Below are 19,652 nucleotides of genomic sequence, written 5' to 3' on the forward strand. Positions count from 1 at the left end.
CGGGTCACAGATTCGGGCAATCGGCAGGTTAACGCTAACCTCTGGTTTTTGATCCGGCTATAGTGGTCTTGTCCGACAAGGGATTCACGAACCGAAAGGTGCACGATGACGGAATGGTGGCGCGATGCGGTGATCTATCAGATCTACCCGCGCAGTTTTCAAGACAGCGATGGCGACGGTATCGGCGATCTGCCGGGCATCACACGCAGGCTGGACCATGTAGCACAGGTCGGGGCGGATGCGATCTGGCTGTCGCCGATCTTCACTTCGCCGCAGAAGGACATGGGATACGACGTGTCCGATTACACCGGCATCGACCCATTGTTCGGGTCGCTGGCCGATTTCGACGCGCTGGTGGCGCGTGCCCATGAACTGGGCATCAAGGTGATCATCGATCAGGTGATCAGCCACTCCAGCGACAAGCACGCCTGGTTCGCCGAAAGCCGCAGCAGCCGCGACAACCCCAAGGCCGACTGGTATGTCTGGGCCGATCCGCGCCCCGACGGGACGCCGCCCAACAACTGGCCTTCGGTCTTTGGTGGTCCGGCGTGGGAATGGGATGCGCGCCGCAAGCAGTATTACCTGCACAATTTCCTGATCGAACAGCCCGATCTGAACATGTGGAACCCCGCCGTTCAGGACGCGCTGCTGGACACGATGCGCTTCTGGCTGGAACGCGGCGTGGACGGCTTCCGGCTGGATACGGTCAACTATTATTTCCACGACAAGAAGCTGCGGTCGAACCCGCCCAATCCCGATTACGACGGGCCCGAGACCTATCCGCGTCAGATGCATGTCCGGTCCAAGAACCAGCCGCAGAACGTCGCTTTCCTGAAACGGATGCGCGCGCTGACCGATGAATTCCCCGACCGCATGATGGTCGGAGAGGTCGGCGACGGTGGCCAGACGGCCATCGACATCATGGCCGAATACACCGCCGGCACCGACCGCCTGCACATGTGCTACAGCTTCGAGATGCTCAGCCCCGATTTCACCGCCGCGCATTTCCGCACATGCATCGAGGGCGTTCAGATCGGTGCCCCAGACGGCCACAGCTGCTGGAGCTTTTCCAACCACGACGTGATGCGCCATGTCAGCCGTTGGGCCAGCCATGCCGCCGATCCCGACGTGCTGGCGCGCCAATCCGCCGCCATGCTGATGTCCTTCCCCGGCACCATCTGCATCTATCAGGGCGAAGAACTGGGCCAGACCGAAACCACGCTGGTCTATGAAGAACTGACCGACCCCCCCGCCCTGCGCTTCTGGCCCGAGGTCAAGGGCCGCGACGGTTGCCGCACGCCGATGACATGGGATGCCAGCCAGCCCAACGCGGGCTTCTCGGAGGCAAAGCCGTGGTTGCCGGTCAAGGATGCGCAGGCCGCACATGCCGTTGCCGGACAGCAGGGCGACGACAGCGTGCTGGCGGCCTATCGCGACACCATCGCCTTCCGCAAATCTCAGCCCGCGATGCGTTGGGGCGATACGCGGTTTCTGGACCTGCCCGAGCCCGTGCTGGCCTTCACCCGCACGCATGAGGGCCAGATGCTGACCTGCGTCTTCAACCTGTCGGCCAGCCCCGTCACGCTGACCCTGTCGGATACCAGCGGCCTGACCGGCCCCGTCCATGCCACGCTGGACGGGCAGACCCTGACCCTGCCCGCCAACGGCTTTGCATGGCTACTGGGCGACACGGGTCTGACCATGTGAACAGGACGACCGGAGGCAGCTCCGGTCGTCTTCTCAAGCCTCGGGTGGCAGGGTGATACCCTGCTGCCACAAGGGCGCGCTTTGGAACGCCTGCACCATGTGATCAACGAACAGCCGCGTCTTGCGCGGCATCGGTCTGGTAGGCGGCCAGACCACGCTGATCGGCAGCAACTCCTGCGGCAGGTCGGGCAACAGCTGCACCAGCCGCCCATCCCTGATCGCATCATGCACGATGAACAGCGGCAGCAGCGCCAACCCCAGCCCGCCGATCGCCATATCCCGCATCGCCTCGCCGTTATTCGCGGTGATGCGGCCTTGGGCGGGGGGCTGGATGACCGCGCCGAAGGGCCAGATATCGGACAGCCGGACATTCAGGTATCCGATGCAGTCATGCCCGGCCAGATCGGAGGCACTGTCGATCGCGCCATGACGCGACAGATAATCTGGGCTGGCCACCAAGGCGCGCGGGTCCTGACACAGCCGCCGTGCCATCAGGCTGCTGTCGCGCAACTGCCCGATGCGCAGCGCCACGTCGAAACCCGCCCGCCCCAGATCGGTGTTGCGGTCGTCGTAGTCCAGCACCACCTCCAGCGCGGGATGGGCGCGGGCGAAATCGGCGATGATCGGGCCAAGGTGACGGATGCCGAAGCTCATCGGGGCGGCGATGGCCAGGCGCCCGCGCAACTGGGTTTCCGCCCCGCCGATGTTTTCCGTGGCTGCGACCAGCTCGGCCAGTGCGGGGCGCAGGCGGTCGGCCAAGGCCCATGCGCTGTCGGTGGGGGTGATGCGGCCCGCATGACGGGTGAACAGCGGCACGCCCAGCGTCGCCTCGAATTCGCTGATGCGCTTGCTGACGACCGATTTCGACAGATCCGCCCGCACGGCGGCGCCCGAGATGCTGCCCGCATCCAGAACGGCCAGAAAGGTGCGGATATCGGTCAGGGTCCATGTCATCGCAAGACCATAGCGCGGCATGCACCGTTCGCAAGAACCGAACGCGGCGTTGCCTGCGCGACGGGTGCCACGAACGGGCGGCAGTGTGCATATTCCCCTCAACGCTTATCGAAAGGGGCATCTCATGCAACTGACCGGCATTCACCACCTGACGGCGATCACCGCCGACGCACCCGCCAACAACCGCTTCTATACCCAGACGCTTGGCCTGCGCCGCGTCAAGAAGACGGTCAATCAGGACGACACCTCGGCCTATCACCTGTTCTTCGCCGATGGCGCGGGCACGCCCGGCACCGACATCACCTTCTTTGACTGGCCCGCCGCCCGCGAACGCCGCGGCACCAACGCCATCACCGGCACCGGATTGCGCGTGGCCGAGGCCAGCCTGGATTACTGGGCCGACCGCCTGTCGGGTCTGGACGCACGGCTGACGACCATCGACGGTCGCCCCAGCCTTGATGTCGAGGACCCCGAGGGCCAGCGCCTGCGCCTGGTCGCCGCCCCCCAGCCCGTGGGCGAACCCTGGGCTGACAGCGACGTGCCCGCCGAACACCAGATCCGCGGGCTTGGGCCGATCACCATTTCGGTTGCTGAACTGGGCCCGACCGAGGCCGTGCTGACTCAGGTCATGCACATGCGCAAGACCCGCGATTATGCCAGCCCGGATGGTCAGGGTCAGGTCCATGTCTTTGAAATGGGCGATGGCGGTGCGGCGGCCGAACTGCATGTCGCGATCCAGCCTGACCTGCCCCGTGCGCGTCAGGGCGCGGGTGGCGTCCACCACGTCGCCTTCCGCGTGCCCGACAATGCCGCGCTGACCGAATGGACCGATCACGTCGCCAAATACCGGGTCCCCAGCTCGGGCGAGGTGGAACGCTACTACTTCCGGTCGCTTTACTTCCGCGAACCGGGTGGCAATCTGTTCGAACTGGCCACCGACGGTCCGGGCTTTGACGTGGATGAACCACGCGACAGCATGGGTCAGGGCCTGTCGCTGCCGCCCTTCCTGGAAGGCAAGCGCGCCGCAATCGAGGCCAATCTGAAGCCCTTGGTCTGAACCACGAAAAGGAAAGACGCCATGACGACGATACTGGGACTGTCCGGAAGCCTGCGTCAGGCGTCTTTCAATGCGGGCCTGCTGCGCGCCGCCCGCGATGGCGCGTCAGGGGTGACCGTGAATATCGGCGATATCAGCAAGGTGCCGCTTTACGATGGCGACGCCGAGGCCGCCCACGGCCTGCCTCCCGCCGTCGTGACGCTGCAGGAACAGCTGGCCGCTGCGGACGGGCTGTTGCTGGTGACACCCGAATACAACAACGGCGTCCCCGGCGTCTTCAAGAATGTCATCGACTGGATGTCGCGCGGCGATGGCATGGCGCTGTTCAAGGGGAAGCCGGTCGCCGTCATCGGCGCATCGCCCGGGGGCTTCGGCACCACGCTGGCGCAGGCGCATTGGCTGCCAGTGCTGCGCATGCTGCAGATGCGCCCGTGGTTCGAGGGTCGCCTGATGGTCGCGGGTGCGGGCAAGCTGTTTGACGATCAGGGCAATCTGACCGACGACAAGACCCGCCAGCGGCTGGATGATTTCGTCGCGGGCTTTGCGGACAGCCTGTGAATGGACCGCCTGACCGCCGACCGCATGTTCGTTCAGGTTGTCCGCACGGGCAGCTTTTCCGCGGCGGCGGCGCAGGCGGGGGTGTCGCCGGGCCAAGCCTCCAAGCTGGTGTCCCGGCTTGAAACGCATCTGCGCATCCGTCTGCTGACCCGCACCACCCGCGCCATCAGCCTGACCCCCGAGGGCGAGGCCTATCTGGTCCGCATCACCGCCATTCTGGATCAGATGGACGAACTGGATGACAGCCTGCGCGATGCGGCGGCCAACCCCTCGGGGTTGTTGCGGCTGACCGCGCCGCTGACCTTCGGGACGGTGCAGCTGATGCCCGCACTGAACGATTTTGCCCGCGCCCATCCCGCCGTCACCCTGCAGGTCGATTTCACCGACAACATCGTCAGCCTGGCCGAACAGGGCGTCGATCTGGCGATCCGCGCGGGGCCATTGCGGGATTCGGCGCTGATCGGGCGCAAGCTGGGGGTGATGCGCATCCAGATCGTGGCCGCCCCCGACTATCTGGCGGCGCGCGGCACGCCGCAGCAGCCCGGCGACCTGCACGACCATGACATCGTCACCGACCTGAATTTCGCCCAGCCCGATGAATGGCAACTGATGGACGGGACCCGCCGCGTCACCCTGACCCTGCCGGGCCGGTTGCGCTTTTCCAACGCCGAGGCCTGCGTCAGCGCCACCATTGCGGGCTTGGGCATCACGCGGGTGCCGGACTTCATCTCGGCCCCGGCGGTGCGGGACGGCAGGCTGGCGCAGCTGTTTCCCGCGATGACCCCGCAGCAGATCCCGATCATGGCGATCACGCCCACGGGCCGCCACATGCCGACTCGGGTACGGCTGCTGGTCGATTTCCTGCGCGACAGATGGGGACCGGATCACAAATGGGACGATTGATTCCAATCCGTCACAGATCATCTTCCGGACGGCCGGATTATCGGGCGGATCGCAATGCGGCATATGGGTCGGGACATGCCCGCCACGGGCCCGAAAGGAAGACCCCATGCTGACCACCCTGAACACCCGCCTTCGCAACCCCGACCTTGCAGCGCTGATCCTGCGCGTGACGCTTGGCGTCCTGTTCCTGGCCCATGTGGGGCTGAAGATCTTCGTTTTCACCCCTGCTGGTACGGCGCAATATTTCGGATCAATCGGCCTGCCCGGCTTTCTGGCCTATCTGACCATCGCAGCCGAACTGCTGGGCGGCATCGCCCTGATCTTGGGCCTGCAGGTGCGTCTTGTCGCGCTGGCGCTGGTGCCGCTGATGCTGGGCACCATTGTCTTTTCGCATGGCGCCAACGGCTTCTTCTTCAACAATCAGGGCGGCGGTTGGGAATATCCCGCGTTCTGGGCCATCGCGCTGATCGTTCAGGCGCTGATCGGCCCCGGCGCCGCCGCCATCAGCAAGGAGTAGACCGCATCATGTCCCCCAAGCGCACCATCGAACAGGTCGTCCTGCGGGTCCGTGACCTGACCGCCATGACCGCCTTTTACGAAAACGCCATCGGCCTTCGGGTCATGGGTCGCAACGGGGACAGCCTGCAACTGGGCGTGGGCAGCACCGTGCTGGTCGCGCTGCTGCCCGACCCCGCCGCGCTGCCGGTCGATCCTTCGCAGGCGGGGCTGTATCACACGGCGTTCCTGCTGCCCTCGCGCGCCGATCTGTCGCGCTGGCTGCGTCATGCCGATGACATCGGGCTGCGGCTGTCGGGGGCCTCGGACCATGGCGTCAGCGAGGCGCTGTATCTGGCCGACCCCGAAGGCAACGGCATCGAGATCTATCGCGACCGTCCCGAAAGCGACTGGCCCCGCGTGGGTGATCAGGTGCAGATGACCACCCGTCGGCTGGATCTGTTCGCCCTGTCCCAGCTGACCACCGACAGCTGGCAGGGCGCGCCCCTGGGGACCAGCATCGGGCATGTCCATCTGCAGGTGGGCGACGCCGATCTGGCCAGCCGGTTCCTGACGCGCGAACTGGACCTGACCCACAGCTTCGCGCTTCCCGATGCGGGCTGGTTCGGCTGGAACGGCTATCACCACCATCTTGCCGCCAGTGCGTGGCACAGCAAGGGCGCAGGTCCGCGCGATCCGCGCATGGCGGGCCTTGTGCAGGTCGTCATCGGCGCCCCCGACCGCGCCGGAGAGGTGCTGACCGACCCTTGGGGCACCAGCTTCCGCATGATCTGAGGCGTCAGCCCAGCCAATCGGCAGCCAGCCGCAGGTCCTGCGCCGACAGTTCGTGCCCCGCATCGACGCGCTGCATCTTCGCTTGCGCGCCGGTGCGGATCAGCCAGTCCTGCAAGGCGGGGGCATGGACGCCGTAAGGGTCGCGCGCGCCCTGCAGGCCCAAGACACGGACGTCCGACAGATCGACCAGCGGCGGGTCCTGCAAGGCCAGCATCGGGCGCAGCAGGATGGCGCGCGGGATCAGCTGCGGATGCAGCGCCATCACGGCGGCGGCGAAATTCGCCCCGTTGGAATAGCCCAGCACCGTCACCTTGGCCGGGTCCAGATCATATCGATCCATCGCGCTCTGCCAGAATTCGGCAAAAGCTGTGGCCTCGGTCCGAATGTCGTCCTGATCGAAGCGATCCATCGACAGGCGCCGGAAGAAGCGGGCGACGCCCTCGTCGTTCGATCTGCCGCGCAGACCCAGCAGTTGCGTGCGCGGTGCGATGCGGGCGGCCAGCGGCATCAGGTCGGTTTCCGACCCGCCGGTCCCATGCATCAGGATCAGCGTGCTGCCGTCGCTGTCCTGCGGCTGTTGCAGGCTGTGGATGAAGGGCAGTTCGCGCATCGGGGTTCCTTTCGTGATCCCGCCTGGACAACGGTTGACCTGAAGATGCCCGCCCCCGGCCGTTCGCGCCAGACCACCCCTTGGCGAACCCCGCGTTCTGCCCTGCCGAACGCCATGCGGCTTGCCCATGCGGCCCGAACGGCCCACCATGACCCAACCCCAGCAGGAGAAGCCCCATGCCCGTCAGCACCGCAGCCGAGGTTCTGGATTTCTGGTTCTCGGACCGGATGCAGCCCTTCTGGTTCGCCAAATCCGATCAGATAGATGCCGAGATCACCGGGCGCTTCGGCGACACCTATCAGGCCGCCCATGACGGGCAGCTGGACGGTTGGATGGCCAGCCCCGACGACGCGCTGGCGCTGTGCATCGTTCTGGACCAGTTCCCGCGCAACATGTTCCGCGGATCGCCGCGCAGCTTCGAAAGCAACCAACTGGCGCTGGACCACGCCCGCAAGGCGCTGCAACTGGGCCATGACCGGCAGCAGGACCCCAAGCGCCGCCAGTTCTTCTATCTGCCGTTCATGCATTCCGAGGATCTGGCCGATCAGACCACCTCGGTCGAGTTGTACAAGGCGCTTGGCAACCAGCATTCGCTGCATTTCGCGCGCGAACATCGCGACATCATCGCGAAATTCGGGCGCTTTCCGCATCGCAATGCCGTGCTGGGCCGCGACAGCACGCCGGCCGAGCTGGCCTTTCTGGAAACCCACAAGGGGTTCTGACTGGGGGGCGGGGGCTGGATCGCGCCCCCCGTCCCGCCCTATAGGATGCGAAAGACCATCACGGGGGGCATCATGCGGATCTGCGTCATCAATACCGGCGGCACCATCGCCTGCGCGGGGACACCGCTGGCGCCCATGCCCTCGGCCCGCTTCGCGCAGGCGGCGCGGGACCTGCTGGGGCCCTCGCTGGCGGCCAGCCTGCCGGGGATCAGCCTCGATTTCGACACGGGGCTGCGGTTTTCAGACCAAGGCCCCGGAACGCTGGACAGCACCGATCTGCGCCCCCGCGACTGGTGCCGCATGGCAGCCCATGTGCTGGATCTGTACGACCAGTATGACGGCTTTGTCATCCTGCATGGCACAGACACCATGGATTACACGGCGGCGGCGTTGTCCTTCCTGTTGAACGTGGCGGACGGACGGGGTCGGGCACGGGCGAGGCTGTCCAAGCCGGTGATCGTTACCGGATCGCAGCTGCCGCTGTTCGTCCAGACCACCGATGGTCTGGCGCTGAACGCGGCCAGCGATGCGCTTGGCAACCTTGCGGGCGCGCTGGCCATGACCCGTCTGCGCCTGCCCGAGGTGGCTTTGTTCTTCGACGGCAAGCTGCTGCGGGGGAACCGGGCGCTGAAGTCCTCGACGACGTATTTCGCAGCTTTCGACAGCCCGCATCTGCCGCCACTGGCCCACGCTGGGATCGGCGCGTGGCAGGGCGATGCGCAGCCGCTGACCGGACCCGCGACACCTGCGCAGGCGCTGGACAACCCCGCTGCAATGGCGCTGGTCCGCGCCCAGCTGGATGCGGTGGCGGATCGCATCGATGCGCAGAACGTCGCCCAGATCCCCGCCGTGCCCGCCGCAGGTCCGCTGATGGGCCAGTTGATCGGGGTGGCGCTGTCCACGGGCGCGACAGGCCTGATCCTGCAGGGCTTTGGCGAGGGCAACATCCCCAACAGCCCCGCCACCCGCGATGCGCTGCAGGCAGCACGGGACGCCGATGCCGTCACCGTCATCACCAGCCGCGTGACGGGCGGGCGCGTGGGGGCCTTCCACTATGCCGCCGGGGCCTGGATCGCGGACACCGGTGCCATCGGCTGCGGGGACATGACGCCCGTGGCGGCGCTGGCCAAGCTGACGGTCCTGACGGCGGCGGCAGATCACCACGGGTGGGACCGGACCACGCTGCGGGCGCTGATGCAGCGCAGCCTTGCGGGCGAATGCGCCGCGCCCGATGTCAGCGCAGGACCGCTGTGGCCGGGGCAATCGCTGCGTGCGGTGGACGGGCCGGTCACGCTGACGAATGACCCGGACCGGGGGCCGCTGCTGTGCGATGGCGATGATACGCTGTGGCAGGCGGGTGCAGCGGGGCGTTTGCAGATGCTGGACGACCGGCTGGTGGTGATCGCGCCTGATGGCACACAGTCGTGGATCGGCCCGCAGGCCCATCCGCAAGCGCAGATCGCCGTTGCGGCAAACCCCGCCCGCCTGCTGCTGATCGATCCGACAGGTCAGACCCCCGACATCACCGCAGCACCCTTCAGGGCTGACAGAAGGCGCACGGGTTGCTAGCAAAGACCATCACCTGCCAAGGAAATGCCATGTCGCTGATCTATGTCCTGAACGGCCCGAACCTGAACCTGCTGGGGCAGCGCCAGCCCGAAATCTATGGCAGCACCACGCTGGCCGATGTCGAGGACCTGTGCCGCGACGCCGCCGGCCCCCACCAGATCCGATTTCTGCAGTCGAACTGGGAAGGCCAGATCATCGACTGGATTCACGAAGCCCGCCTTGACGGTGCGGCCATTGTCATCAACCCCGCCGCGCTGACCCATACTTCGGTCGCGGTGCTGGATGCACTGAACGCCTTTGACGGCCCGGTGATCGAGATCCACATCAGTCAGGTCCACAAGCGCGAGGCTTTCCGCCACCATTCCTATGTCTCGATGCGGGCGGACGGGGTGATCGCGGGTCTGGGCGTGCGGGGCTATGCCGCCGCCGTACGCCATGTGGTTTCGCTGATCGACTGAACGCGAAGGACCGCCATTCCGGACCGCAGGGAGGAGGAGGTGCGGTGGGAATGACGGCCCTGACGTGGTCCGTTGCCGAACCAAGGGAGGAGGAGCCCCGAAGCATCTTGGCTTCGTACCTTCAGGATGCACCACCCCCTGCATCGCGTCACGCGCTGATGCTGCGGCGCGGCACGGGGATGGAAAATTGGGCAATCCACATGCAGGATTTCCCTACCTTGCCCGCAAAACGGGCAGAAACGCGACGCGCAAAACAGCAAACGTGATGCGAATCGCCTGCGGTTGCCCGGTCAGGAAGCACCCTCCAAGGCGGACAGATAGCTGCGCGACCACCATGCGATGTCATTCTCGACCACGCCTTTAAGCAGATCGGCGTGACGTTCGCGCCGTTCGTCCAGCGTCATCCGCATGGCCTGCGCCATCGCCCCCGCCGTATCGCTGGGGTCGTGGGGGTTGATGATCAGCGCCTGATCCATCGTTTCGGCGGCACCGGCAAAGCGCGACAGGATCAGCACGCCCGGATCATCGGGGTCCTGCGCCGCGACATATTCCTTGGCGACAAGGTTCATCCCGTCGGCCAGCGGCGTCACCAGACCAATGCGCGCCTGCCGATACAGGCCCGCTAGCACCGGACGCGGCATCGCGCGGTGGATAAAGCGGATGGGCGTCCAGTTCAGGCTGGCGAACTGGCCGTTGATGCGGCCCGCCAGATGCTCGGTCTCTTCGCGGATGTCCTGATAGGCATCGACCTCGCCTCGGGTGGGGGGCGCGATCTGCAGGAACGAGATCTGTTCGTGCAGATCGGGGATCTTGTCCAGCAGCAGCTGATAGGCGCGGAACCGATGCGGGATGCCCTTTGAGTAATCCAGCCGATCCACGCCGATCATCATCTTGGCGCCGGTCAGGCTGCGCATCCGGTCCGCATCAGGGGCATCCTGCGCTTCGGCGATGAAATCGGCGGCGTCGATGCCGATGGGAAAGACCCCCGCTTTCAGCTTGCGACCCGACAGGCGGAAATCGGTGTCCGAGATATGGTCCATGTCGGACAGCTGCCGCCCGCTCTCGGCAAAGGCCCCCAGATCGCGTTCGGCCTGAAAGCCCAGCAGATCGTAATGGGACAGCCAGTCGAACAGCTCCTCGGGGTTGGGCAGCGCGCCGCAATCGCCGGGGCCTGGGAAGGGAATGTGCAGGAAATGCCCGATGGGTGCCGTGACGCCCCGCGCGCGCAGTTCGGCGGCCAGTGGGAACAGGTGATAGTCCTGCACCCAGATCCGGTCGTCATCGCGCAAGTGTGGCAGCATCATGTCGGCGATGCGCTGGTTCACCTGCCGATAGCCATCGACATATTCCGGCCTGATCCGCATCAGGTCGGGACGCCCATGGCACAGCGGCCAGAGGATCGAGTTCGAATACCCAAGGTAATAGCGTTCGTGATCCTGTGAATTCAGATCAAAGGACAGCCGCTGGAACGGTGCGCCGGGGTGGTCTTGCAGGCTGTCGCCCGGATTTTCAGTGACCTCGCCGGAAAAGCCGATCCACACGCCGCCGGAATTGCGCAGGGCGTCCTCCAGCGCGACCACCAATCCGCCGGACGGATTGTCACCCAGAGGCAGGCGGTTCGAGACGACGATCAGGCGGGACATATGGGCTCCTTGGGTTCAGTTGATCGACGCGTCCAGCCAGTCGGCCAGCGCAGCGGGATCGGTCAGGCGGTGGTTGGCGGCGGTATCGCCCTCGCCGATCTTGATGGCAAAGCCACCAAGCGTCTGCGCCTGCCGCATGGCGGGTTCGTCGGTGTGGTCGTCGCCTGCAAAGACCGGCATCCGGCCCGCGAAAGGCGCGCGCTGCATCAGACCGGCCAGCGCGCTGTCCTTGCCCACACCGCCCGGACGCAGTTCCAGCGCCATCTTCGAGGGTTGCAGCATCAGCCCCGGGTTGGCCTGCAGCATGTCCTGCATCACTTGCTGGACATAGCCTTCCAGCGACGGGTCGGCGCGGTAATGCAGCGCGACGCCATGGGGCTTTTCCTCGACCAGCAGGGCGGGGTGCGGGCGGGCCAGTTCATGGGCGCGCGCGTGCAGGGCGGCGGCGTCGAAGGGCTGGTCGTGGACCGCCTCGATCTGGCCGGGGGCCAGCGACAGTTCGGCACCATGGCTGCCGGCGACGATGCCCGCGAAATCGGGCAGGAAGCCGCGCAGATCGGCCACATCCCGACCCGAGATCAGCGCCACCGCGCCATCCAGCATCGCGTGCAGCCGGGCCAGCCGGTCGCGCAGCGCATCCGAGACGACGACCGCATCGGGACGATCGGCGATATCGACCAGACATCCGTCGAAATCCAGAAACAGCGCGGCATCTTTCGGCAGGTTGGGCGGGGTCATGTGCAGTCCTTTGATCGTGACATCATGTGAACCCCGCTATCGGGTCACGGGTTCGACCCCACGTCAACTTTTTGTGCCGCATTGCAGCAAGGTTTCAGAACTCGACCCCGATCTGGGCCTTGATGCCGGACCGGAAGGGATGCTTGATCTGGGTCATCTCGGTGACCAGATCGGCGGCCTCGATCAGGCTGTCGGGGGCACCGCGACCGGTCAGGACCACATGGGTCATCGGGGGCTTTTCGGCGGCAAGAAAGGCCAGCACCTGTTCGACATCCAGATAGCCATAGCGGAAGGCGATGTTGATTTCATCCAGCAGGACCATGCGGATATCGGGATCGCGGATCAGATCCTTGGCCTTTTCCCAGCCCGCCTGCGCCGCGGCGATATCGCGGGATTTGTCCTGGGTTTCCCATGTGAACCCCTCGCCCATGCTGTGGAACTGGCACAGGTCGGCGAAATGCGTCGTCAGCAGGCGGCGCTCGCCCGTGTCCCAAGCGCCCTTGATGAACTGCACCACCGCGCAGGGCATGTCGTGCGCGATGCAGCGCATGATCATGCCGAAGCCGCTGCTGGATTTGCCCTTGCCCGGGCCGGTATGGACGATGATCAGCCCCTTTTCGCCGGTCTTGGTTTCCATCATCCGGTCGCGGGCGGCCTTCTTCTTGGCCATTTTCTGCGCGTGCCGGGCCAGATCCTGATCGGGAATGGGGTCGGATTGGGACATCAAATCTCTCCTTCGGGTTGACAAATCGGGGCTGCGGGCCTTTGGTCGGCGCGTGTTGGTTCCTGTCGTATGGCAGGTGAAAAGGGAATGCGACAGGCAAGGCGTCACTGCCCGACCCAAGCGCAGCCGCCCCCGCGACCGTGACCGGAAAGGTCGCCCGATCCACTGGCCCCCGATGGGCTGGGAAGGTGGGACGACCGTAGGGCCCAGCCCAGAATCCGCAAGCCGGGAGACCTGCCAGCACCTGTTGATGACGGGCGAACGGGGTGTTTCGCGACCGGCAGGTGATGGCCGGAGACCCCCGTGCGATCCCCTTTCGGCCTTCACCCTTGAAGCCACAGCTTAAGGGAAGGGCCGCAATGCGCGCCATCTTGCATGTCTGCACCACCTGCCGCGGCACGGTGCCCATGGACGACCCCGATGCCCCCCGCCCCGGCGCGGTGCTGCATCAGGCCTTGTCCGACGACCCGCCCGCAGGTGTGGAAATCCGCCCCGTCGAATGTCTGTCCGCCTGTGCGCAGGGCTGCTCGGTGTCGCTGACGGGGCCGGGCAAGTGGTCCTATGTCTATGGCCGCCTGACCCCCGAAGACGCCGCAGATATCGCCACGGGTGCCGCCGCCTATGCCGCCAGCGGCGACGGCATCGTGCCGTGGCGCGAACGCCCGACCATCTTCCGCAAGCAGAGCCTTGCCCGCATCCCCCCGCAGGAGTGATCCCATGACCGATCTGACCAAGACCCCCGTGACCGTGATCACCGGCTTTCTGGGCGCGGGGAAGACCACCCTTGTGCGCCACCTGATGCAGAACCCGCAGGGCAAGCGACTGGCCGTGCTGGTCAATGAATTCGGCACGATGGGTGTGGACGGCGAGATCCTGAAAGGCTGCGCCGACGACAATTGCCCTGCCGAAAACATCATGGAGCTGTCGAACGGCTGCATCTGCTGCACGGTCGCCGATGATTTCATCCCGACGCTGGAACGGCTGATGGCCCTGCCGCAGAAGCCCGACCATATCCTGATCGAGACCTCGGGGCTGGCGCTGCCGAAACCGCTGCTAAAGGCATTCGACTGGCCCGCCATCCGGTCGCGCATTACTGTTGACGGCGTGATTGCGTTGGCCGATGCCGAAGCCGTCGCCGCAGGCCGTTTCGCCCCCGATGTCGCCGCAGTTGACGCACAGCGCGAGGCGGATGACAGCCTTGACCACGAAACGCCCCTGTCCGAGGTGTTCGAGGATCAGATCGCCTGCGCCGACGTCGTCCTGCTGACTAAGGCCGATCTGGCAGGCGAGGCTGGTGTCGCCGCCGCCCGTGCCGCCATTCTGGACCATGCCCCGCGCAAGCTGCCCATCCTGACCGTGACCGAGGGCGCGATTGACCCGCAGGTAATCCTTGGCCTCAACGCCGCCGCCGAAGACGACCTGGCCGCCCGCCCCAGCCATCACGATGGCCATGACGATCACGAACATGAAGATTTCGACACCGTCATCATCGACCTGCCCGAAATCACCGACCCCGCGCATCTGGTCGCGGCCATCGAACGTCTGGCCGTCGAACAGAACATCCTGCGCGTCAAAGGCCATGTCGCCGTGCAAGGCAAACCGATGCGTCTGCTGGTGCAGGCCGTGGGTGCGCGTGTGCGGCACCAATATGACCGCCCGTGGGGCGATCAGCCGCGCCGGTCGCAGCTGGTGGTCATCGCCGAACATGACGATGTGAAGCCCGACGCGATCCGCGCCATGCTGACCGGCGTGCCTGCCTGATGCATGTCGTCTTCCGCGAACGCCACGGGCTGGACCAGTCCGACGCCCCCTATGACCCCGGCCAGTCGCCGGCGGATCTGGTGGTGCTGTCCTTTTCGGACAGCGATCTTGGCGCCTTCGCGGCGGGCTGGCATCGCGCGGCGGGGGGGCTGCCGTCCCTGCGGCTGTGCAACCTTGTGGCGCTGCGCCATCCAGTGTCGGTTGACACCTATCTGGACCAGACGCTGTCGGGGGCCAAAGGCATCCTGATCCGCCTGATCGGGGGCGAGGCTTACTGGCCCTATGGTCTTGCCTCCGTGCAGGATCTGGCGCGTCGGCGCGGCATTGCGCTGGCCGTGCTGCCCGCCGACGGGCGCGATGATGCGCGGCTGGATCAGGTCTCTACCGTGCCCGCATCGGTGCTGCGCGTGTTGCGCCGCCATTGCGATCAGGGTGGCGCGGTGGCAGCCCAAGCGGCGCTGGCGCAGATGGCGATTGCGGCGGGCCTGCACGCGGCCCCTGTTTTGGGGCGCAAGACCCTGCCGCAGATGGGGCTGTATGACCCCGAACTGGGCATCATCGAAACGCCCCCGTCCGGCCCCTTGGCGCTGGTCACCTTCTATCGCAGTTGGCTGGCTGCCGCCGATACCGCGGCGATTGATGCGATGATCCACGCCCTGCGTGAACGTGGTTTCAACGCCTGCGGGGCCTTTGCACCGTCGCTGAAAGCACCCGGCTTTGCCGAATGGCTGCGCGGTGCCCTGCCCCAAACGCCCGCCACCATCGTCAATGCCACCGGCTTTTCGGCCCATACCGAAGCTGGCGGCGCCTTCGACCGCTTTGACAGCCCCGTCTTTCAGGTCGCCCTGTCCACCAACCGCCGCAGCGAATGGCATCAGGCCGAACGCGGGTTGTCGCCATCGGACCTTGCCATGAACGTGGTCCTGCCCGAGGTCGATGGCCGCATCCTTGCCGGTGTCATCAGCTTCAAATCCCCCGCCAAGCGCGACCCCGACCTGCAATATTCCCGCTTTGCCCACCGCCCCGATGCGGAACTGGTCGATGCCGCCGCCGACCGCATTGCCGCATGGTACCTCCTTGGCGCGGCGCCTGTCGCAGATCGCAGGCTGGCGCTGGTTCTGTCCACCTATCCGGGGCGCGACTGGCAGATGGCGCATGCGGTGGGGCTGGATGCGCTGGCCTCGGCCCAAGGGGTGGCGGGGATGCTGGCAGATCACGGCTATGATGTGTCGGATGCACAGGGCGATCTGACCCGCGACCGGATCACATGGCCGCTGGAGGAATACCGCGCCGCTCTGGCCACCCTGCCAGCGACCCTGCGCGACGATCTGCATGCCGCATGGGGCGCACCCGAGACCGACCCCGACATGCGGGACGGTGCCTTCCATTTCGCCGCCATCCGCGCGGGCAAGCTGCTGATGGCGCTGCAGCCAGAACGCAGCCATCGCGCCAATCGCGACGACGATTATCACGACCTGACCCGCGTGCCGCGCCATGCCTATGTGGCGTTCTACCTGTGGCTGCGATCCCAAGGGCTGCATGCGATGATCCACATGGGGGCGCATGGCACGCTGGAATGGCTGCCGGGCAAATCGGTGGCGCTGTCGGGCGACTGCTGGCCGCAGGCGCTGACGGGGACGCTGCCGGTGATCTATCCCTTCATCGTCAACGATCCGGGCGAGGCCGCGCAGGCCAAGCGCCGCCTTGGAGCGGTGACTTTGGGTCATCTGCCACCGCCGATGCTGGCCGCAGTGGTGCCCGACAGCATGGCGGGTTTGGAACGCCTGCTGGATGAATATTCGACCGCCGACGGGTTGGACCCTGCCCGCCGCGGCCGGCTGGTCGGCGATATCCGCGACACCTCGCGCGCGCTTGGCGTTGACCGCGATCTGGGCATTCCGCCCGATGCGAGTGAAGCCGAGGCAATCACCCGCATCGACCGCTTTGTCTGTGACATCAAGGAAAGCCAATACGGGCAGGGTCTGCATATCTTTGGCCAAGGTCAATGCGGGCCGCAGGAACAGGCGGGTCTGCTGGCCGCGTTGTCGGGTCGCCATGTCGCGGCGGGTCCATCTGGGTCACCCGCGCGGGGCCGGTTTGATGTGCTGCCGACGGGGCGCAACCTGTTCGCCACCGACCCCCGCGCCGTTCCGACCCGCGCCGCACACGCCCAAGGGGTCAAACTGGCCGAGGAATTGCTGCGCCGCCATCTGCAGGATCACGGCGACTGGCCGCGCGGCTTGGTCGTCGATCTGTGGGGCAGCGCGACAATGCGCACCGCGGGTGAGGAATTTGCCATGGCCCTGCATCTGGCGGGCCTGTCGCCGGTCTGGGACGAAGGATCGGGCCGCGTCTCGGGCGTGGAAATTGTGCCGCTGGCGCTGCTGGACCGCCCGCGCATCGACGTGACGCTGCGGGTGTCGGGCCTGTTCCGCGATGTGTTTCCCGTGCTGGCACAGTTGTTCGAAACCGGTGCGCAGGCGCTGGCCGACCGTGAGGAGGCCACCGATATGAACCCCTATGCCACGCGCATGGCACGGGTTTTCGGCCCCGAACCCGGCCAATACGGGCTTGGCATGGGCACCGCCCCCGACACCTTTACCGACGCCGCAAGGCAGGCGGCGGGTGAGGCTTGGATCACTGCCTCCAGCTGGGCCATCGGGCAGGATGGTGCCGTGACGCAGGATCGGGGCGGCATCGAAGCCCGCCTGCAAACCGCCGACAGTTTCGTCCACGCGCAGGACCTGCCCGAAAGCGACCTGCTGCTGGCCGCCGATTATGCCGCACACGAGGCCGGCTTTGCCGCCGCCATGGCCCGCATCGGCGCGGATGCCCCCGCGCTGTATCATCTGGACGCCACCCAGCCAGACCGCCCCCGCGCGCGCACCCTGACCGAGGAAATAGCACGCACCGTCCGCGCCCGCGCCACCGACCCGCGTTGGGCCGATGCCATGACCGCGCATGGTTTCCGTGGCGCGGCTGAAATCGCCGCAACACTGGATCACATGGCGGCCTTTGCCCATCTGGCAGGCGCGGTGCCGCCGCATCTCTTCGACCTCTATCACGATGGCACATTGGGGCGCGACGAGATCACCGCCTTTATGGCCGACGCCAATCCCGCCGCATTGGCCGCCATGCGCGACCTGTTCCATCGGTTGCATGATGCGGGGTTGTGGGTGACGCGGCGAAACTCGATCGCCGCCAGCTTGGGGCCGGACGCATGAGCGGCGTGAAGGGCTGGTGCCCCGGTGCCCTGCGTCCGATGGACTCCGGCGATGGTTGGGTCGTGCGCATCAAGCCACGTGGCGCAAAGCTGTCCCGTGATCAAGCCGAGGGGATCGCGGACGCCGCGCAGTTGCACGGCAACGGGCTGATCGATCTGACGGGGCGCGGCAACCTGCAACTGCGCGGCGTCACGCCCGACAGCCATGCGCCGCTGATCGCCGATCTGCGGGCGCTGGACCTGATCGACCCCGATATCGCCACCGAGACGCGGCGCAATATCCTTGTCACCCCGTTTGGCGGCGATGCGACCGATGCGCTGGTGCGTGATCTGGAAACCGCGCTGGCCGCCAGCGCGCTGACCCTGCCTGCCAAGTTCGGCTTTGCCGTCGATACCGGTCCCGCCCTTGTCCTGACCCATGACCCCGCCGACATCCGGATCGAGCGTGCAGGCCACGGCCTGATCCTGCGCGCCGAGGGAATGGCCCAAGGCGCGGCCCTCGGAACGCCCCGCGATGCGGTCAACATGGCCCGCTGGTTTCTGGAACGCGGCGGCGCCCGCAACGGTCGCGGACGCATGGCGGCGCTGATCGCGCGCGGTGTCACCCCGCGTGCCGACATCACGCCCAACAGGCCCGCCCCACATGCCTTCCCTGCCTCGCTGCCCCAAGGCGTGCTGGCGGGCTTTGAATTCGGACAGGTTCCCCCCGACACCCTGCGCCGCCTTGGCAGGTTGGGAACTCTGCGCCTGACGCCGTGGCGGATGCTGCTGGTGCAGGGCGCACGCCACTTGCCGCCGATGCCCGGGCTGATTCTGGATACGGGTGATCCGCGCCTTCGGGTGCGTGCCTGCACCGGTGCGCCGGGTTGCGCCCAGGCCCATGCCGCTACGCGCCCGCTGGCCCGCAACCTGGCCGCGCTTGTGCCGCAGGACGCCGTCTTGCACGTGTCGGGCTGTGCCAAGGGCTGCGGCTGGCCGCGTGCGGCCGACATGACCCTGACGGCCACGCCGCAGGGCTTTGACCTGATCCGCCATGGCTGTGCGCATGATGCGCCCACCCTGCGCGGACTTCACCCCGACCAACTGCCAAAGGTGCTTTGATGCCGCATGTTTACGAAAAGGACGGGGCCGCGATCTATCGCCAGTCCTTTGCCACCATCCGGTCCGAGGCCGACCTGACGCGTTTCGACGCCGATGAGGAACCCGTGGTCACCCGCATGATCCACGCCGCAGGCCTAGTGGGGCTGGAGACTCATGTCCACTTCACCCCCGGCATGGCGACCATCGCCCGTGCCGCCCTGGCCAAGGGCGCGCCGATCCTCTGCGATGCGCGCATGGTCAGCGAAGGCGTCACCCGTGCCCGCCTGCCCGCCGACAATCCGGTCATCTGCACCCTGAACGATCCGCGCGTGCCCGACATGGCCCGCGACATGGGCAACACCCGCAGCGCCGCCGCGCTGGAATTGTGGCGTCCCCACCTGGCGGGCGCGCTGGTTGCCATCGGCAATGCGCCGACCGCGCTGTTCCACCTGCTGAACATGCTGGAGGACCCGGGCTGTCCCCGCCCCGCCGCCATCATCGGCTGCCCCGTGGGCTTTGTCGGCGCGGCGGAATCCAAGGACGCGCTGATGGCCGCCCCGCCCGTGCCTGCGGTCATCGTGCGGGGCCGCCTTGGCGGGTCCGCCATCACCGTCGCCGCGATCAATGCGCTGGCCAGCCGGAAGGAGTGAACCGA

The 19,652-nt window shown here is 66.5% G+C and carries 19 protein-coding genes and 1 riboswitch; of the genes, 14 read left to right on the plus strand and 5 right to left on the minus strand.

The window, feature by feature from the left end; all coding sequences use genetic code 11:
* Positions 1-105: 105 nt before the first annotated feature.
* Positions 106-1,707 (plus strand): alpha-glucosidase family protein, encoded by a 1,602-nt coding sequence (locus tag SJY40_RS13110; protein ID WP_378947215.1) that lies wholly within the window; start codon positions 106-108, stop codon positions 1,705-1,707.
* 33 nt (positions 1,708-1,740) lie between these two features.
* On the opposite strand, the gene SJY40_RS13115 is transcribed toward SJY40_RS13110, so the two are convergent.
* Positions 1,741-2,661 carry a LysR family transcriptional regulator gene (locus tag SJY40_RS13115; protein ID WP_378947217.1) on the minus strand — a complete coding sequence of 307 codons (921 nt, stop codon included), beginning with the start codon at positions 2,659-2,661 and terminating at the stop codon, positions 1,741-1,743.
* Positions 2,662-2,785: 124 nt separating this feature from the next.
* Here SJY40_RS13115 and SJY40_RS13120 point away from each other — a divergent pair, with 124 nt between their 5' ends.
* The 5 genes from SJY40_RS13120 to SJY40_RS13140 all read left to right on the plus strand — a co-directional run bounded on the left by SJY40_RS13120 (position 2,786) and on the right by SJY40_RS13140 (position 6,469).
* Entirely contained in the window at positions 2,786-3,718 is a 933-nt protein-coding gene (locus tag SJY40_RS13120; RefSeq protein ID WP_378947220.1) for a ring-cleaving dioxygenase, read from the plus strand.
* Positions 3,719-3,739: 21 nt separating this feature from the next.
* Positions 3,740-4,276, plus strand: a complete 537-nt coding sequence (locus tag SJY40_RS13125) for an NADPH-dependent FMN reductase (protein ID WP_378947223.1) — start codon at positions 3,740-3,742, stop codon at positions 4,274-4,276.
* Positions 4,277-5,179 (plus strand): LysR family transcriptional regulator, encoded by a 903-nt coding sequence (locus SJY40_RS13130; protein ID WP_378947226.1) that lies wholly within the window; start codon positions 4,277-4,279, stop codon positions 5,177-5,179. It abuts the gene before it with no gap.
* Positions 5,180-5,285: 106 nt separating this feature from the next.
* The gene (locus SJY40_RS13135) at positions 5,286-5,696 is read left to right on the plus strand and encodes a DoxX family protein (protein ID WP_378947229.1); all 411 of its coding nucleotides are present in this window, start codon (positions 5,286-5,288) and stop codon (positions 5,694-5,696) included.
* A gap of 8 nt (positions 5,697-5,704) precedes the next feature.
* On the plus strand, positions 5,705-6,469 hold the full coding sequence (locus SJY40_RS13140) for a VOC family protein (protein ID WP_378947232.1): 765 nt from the start codon (positions 5,705-5,707) through the stop codon (positions 6,467-6,469).
* Between the two features lie 4 nt (positions 6,470-6,473).
* On the opposite strand, the gene SJY40_RS13145 is transcribed toward SJY40_RS13140, so the two are convergent.
* Positions 6,474-7,079 carry an alpha/beta hydrolase gene (locus tag SJY40_RS13145; protein WP_378947235.1) on the minus strand — a complete coding sequence of 202 codons (606 nt, stop codon included), beginning with the start codon at positions 7,077-7,079 and terminating at the stop codon, positions 6,474-6,476.
* A 176-nt stretch (positions 7,080-7,255) separates the two neighbouring features.
* Between SJY40_RS13145 and SJY40_RS13150 the strand changes: the two genes are divergently transcribed.
* The 3 genes from SJY40_RS13150 to aroQ all read left to right on the plus strand — a co-directional run bounded on the left by SJY40_RS13150 (position 7,256) and on the right by aroQ (position 9,828).
* Entirely contained in the window at positions 7,256-7,801 is a 546-nt protein-coding gene (locus SJY40_RS13150; RefSeq protein WP_378947238.1) for a DUF924 family protein, read from the plus strand.
* A gap of 72 nt (positions 7,802-7,873) precedes the next feature.
* Entirely contained in the window at positions 7,874-9,370 is a 1,497-nt protein-coding gene (locus SJY40_RS13155) for an asparaginase (protein ID WP_378947241.1), read from the plus strand.
* A gap of 29 nt (positions 9,371-9,399) precedes the next feature.
* On the plus strand, positions 9,400-9,828 hold the full coding sequence (gene aroQ, locus SJY40_RS13160; protein WP_378947244.1) for a type II 3-dehydroquinate dehydratase: 429 nt from the start codon (positions 9,400-9,402) through the stop codon (positions 9,826-9,828).
* Positions 9,829-10,118: 290 nt separating this feature from the next.
* Here aroQ and SJY40_RS13165 read toward each other — a convergent pair whose 3' ends face one another.
* The 3 genes from SJY40_RS13165 to cobO form a co-directional block, all read right to left on the minus strand.
* Positions 10,119-11,471 (minus strand): trehalose-6-phosphate synthase, encoded by a 1,353-nt coding sequence (locus tag SJY40_RS13165; protein WP_378947247.1) that lies wholly within the window; start codon positions 11,469-11,471, stop codon positions 10,119-10,121.
* Between the two features lie 15 nt (positions 11,472-11,486).
* Entirely contained in the window at positions 11,487-12,209 is a 723-nt protein-coding gene (otsB, locus tag SJY40_RS13170; RefSeq protein WP_378947250.1) for a trehalose-phosphatase, read from the minus strand.
* A 94-nt stretch (positions 12,210-12,303) separates the two neighbouring features.
* The gene (cobO, locus tag SJY40_RS13175) at positions 12,304-12,933 is read right to left on the minus strand and encodes a cob(I)yrinic acid a,c-diamide adenosyltransferase (RefSeq protein WP_378947253.1); all 630 of its coding nucleotides are present in this window, start codon (positions 12,931-12,933) and stop codon (positions 12,304-12,306) included.
* Positions 12,934-12,972: 39 nt separating this feature from the next.
* A riboswitch (cobalamin riboswitch) is annotated at positions 12,973-13,190 on the plus strand.
* Positions 13,191-13,292: 102 nt separating this feature from the next.
* On the opposite strand from cobO, the gene SJY40_RS13180 reads away from it, so the two are divergent.
* From SJY40_RS13180 to SJY40_RS13200, 5 genes are read left to right on the plus strand one after another with little or no spacing between them, the layout of a single operon-like run.
* Positions 13,293-13,646, plus strand: a complete 354-nt coding sequence (locus SJY40_RS13180; RefSeq protein ID WP_378947256.1) for a DUF1636 domain-containing protein — start codon at positions 13,293-13,295, stop codon at positions 13,644-13,646.
* A gap of 4 nt (positions 13,647-13,650) precedes the next feature.
* The gene (gene cobW, locus SJY40_RS13185) at positions 13,651-14,694 is read left to right on the plus strand and encodes a cobalamin biosynthesis protein CobW (RefSeq protein ID WP_378947259.1); all 1,044 of its coding nucleotides are present in this window, start codon (positions 13,651-13,653) and stop codon (positions 14,692-14,694) included.
* On the plus strand, positions 14,694-17,918 hold the full coding sequence (cobN, locus tag SJY40_RS13190; protein WP_378947262.1) for a cobaltochelatase subunit CobN: 3,225 nt from the start codon (positions 14,694-14,696) through the stop codon (positions 17,916-17,918). The genes cobW and cobN overlap by 1 nt, the downstream gene beginning before the upstream one ends.
* Positions 17,915-19,018, plus strand: coding sequence for a precorrin-3B synthase (gene cobG, locus SJY40_RS13195; protein WP_378947264.1), 1,104 nt, complete (start codon positions 17,915-17,917; stop codon positions 19,016-19,018). The genes cobN and cobG overlap by 4 nt, the downstream gene beginning before the upstream one ends.
* Positions 19,018-19,647 (plus strand): precorrin-8X methylmutase, encoded by a 630-nt coding sequence (locus SJY40_RS13200; protein WP_378947267.1) that lies wholly within the window; start codon positions 19,018-19,020, stop codon positions 19,645-19,647. Before cobG ends, SJY40_RS13200 begins: the two co-directional genes overlap by 1 nt.
* Positions 19,648-19,652 lie beyond the last annotated feature (5 nt).

The organism is Paracoccus sp. R86501, from assembly GCF_042466435.1.
Taxonomy (GTDB): Bacteria; Pseudomonadota; Alphaproteobacteria; order Rhodobacterales; family Rhodobacteraceae; genus Paracoccus.

Bases quoted from the DNA above. Each gene is read 5' to 3' on its own strand.
- SJY40_RS13110 (WP_378947215.1), top strand. From the start codon at position 106: ATGACGGAATGGTGGCGCGATGCGGTGATCTATCAGATCTACCCGCGC.
- SJY40_RS13115 (WP_378947217.1), bottom strand. From the start codon at position 2,661: ATGACATGGACCCTGACCGATATCCGCACCTTTCTGGCCGTTCTGGAT.
- SJY40_RS13120 (WP_378947220.1), top strand. From the start codon at position 2,786: ATGCAACTGACCGGCATTCACCACCTGACGGCGATCACCGCCGACGCA.
- SJY40_RS13125 (WP_378947223.1), top strand. From the start codon at position 3,740: ATGACGACGATACTGGGACTGTCCGGAAGCCTGCGTCAGGCGTCTTTC.
- SJY40_RS13130 (WP_378947226.1), top strand. From the start codon at position 4,277: ATGGACCGCCTGACCGCCGACCGCATGTTCGTTCAGGTTGTCCGCACG.
- SJY40_RS13135 (WP_378947229.1), top strand. From the start codon at position 5,286: ATGCTGACCACCCTGAACACCCGCCTTCGCAACCCCGACCTTGCAGCG.
- SJY40_RS13140 (WP_378947232.1), top strand. From the start codon at position 5,705: ATGTCCCCCAAGCGCACCATCGAACAGGTCGTCCTGCGGGTCCGTGAC.
- SJY40_RS13145 (WP_378947235.1), bottom strand. From the start codon at position 7,079: ATGCGCGAACTGCCCTTCATCCACAGCCTGCAACAGCCGCAGGACAGC.
- SJY40_RS13150 (WP_378947238.1), top strand. From the start codon at position 7,256: ATGCCCGTCAGCACCGCAGCCGAGGTTCTGGATTTCTGGTTCTCGGAC.
- SJY40_RS13155 (WP_378947241.1), top strand. From the start codon at position 7,874: ATGCGGATCTGCGTCATCAATACCGGCGGCACCATCGCCTGCGCGGGG.
- aroQ (WP_378947244.1), top strand. From the start codon at position 9,400: ATGTCGCTGATCTATGTCCTGAACGGCCCGAACCTGAACCTGCTGGGG.
- SJY40_RS13165 (WP_378947247.1), bottom strand. From the start codon at position 11,471: ATGTCCCGCCTGATCGTCGTCTCGAACCGCCTGCCTCTGGGTGACAAT.
- otsB (WP_378947250.1), bottom strand. From the start codon at position 12,209: ATGACCCCGCCCAACCTGCCGAAAGATGCCGCGCTGTTTCTGGATTTC.
- cobO (WP_378947253.1), bottom strand. From the start codon at position 12,933: ATGTCCCAATCCGACCCCATTCCCGATCAGGATCTGGCCCGGCACGCG.
- SJY40_RS13180 (WP_378947256.1), top strand. From the start codon at position 13,293: ATGCGCGCCATCTTGCATGTCTGCACCACCTGCCGCGGCACGGTGCCC.
- cobW (WP_378947259.1), top strand. From the start codon at position 13,651: ATGACCGATCTGACCAAGACCCCCGTGACCGTGATCACCGGCTTTCTG.
- cobN (WP_378947262.1), top strand. From the start codon at position 14,694: ATGCATGTCGTCTTCCGCGAACGCCACGGGCTGGACCAGTCCGACGCC.
- cobG (WP_378947264.1), top strand. From the start codon at position 17,915: ATGAGCGGCGTGAAGGGCTGGTGCCCCGGTGCCCTGCGTCCGATGGAC.
- SJY40_RS13200 (WP_378947267.1), top strand. From the start codon at position 19,018: ATGCCGCATGTTTACGAAAAGGACGGGGCCGCGATCTATCGCCAGTCC.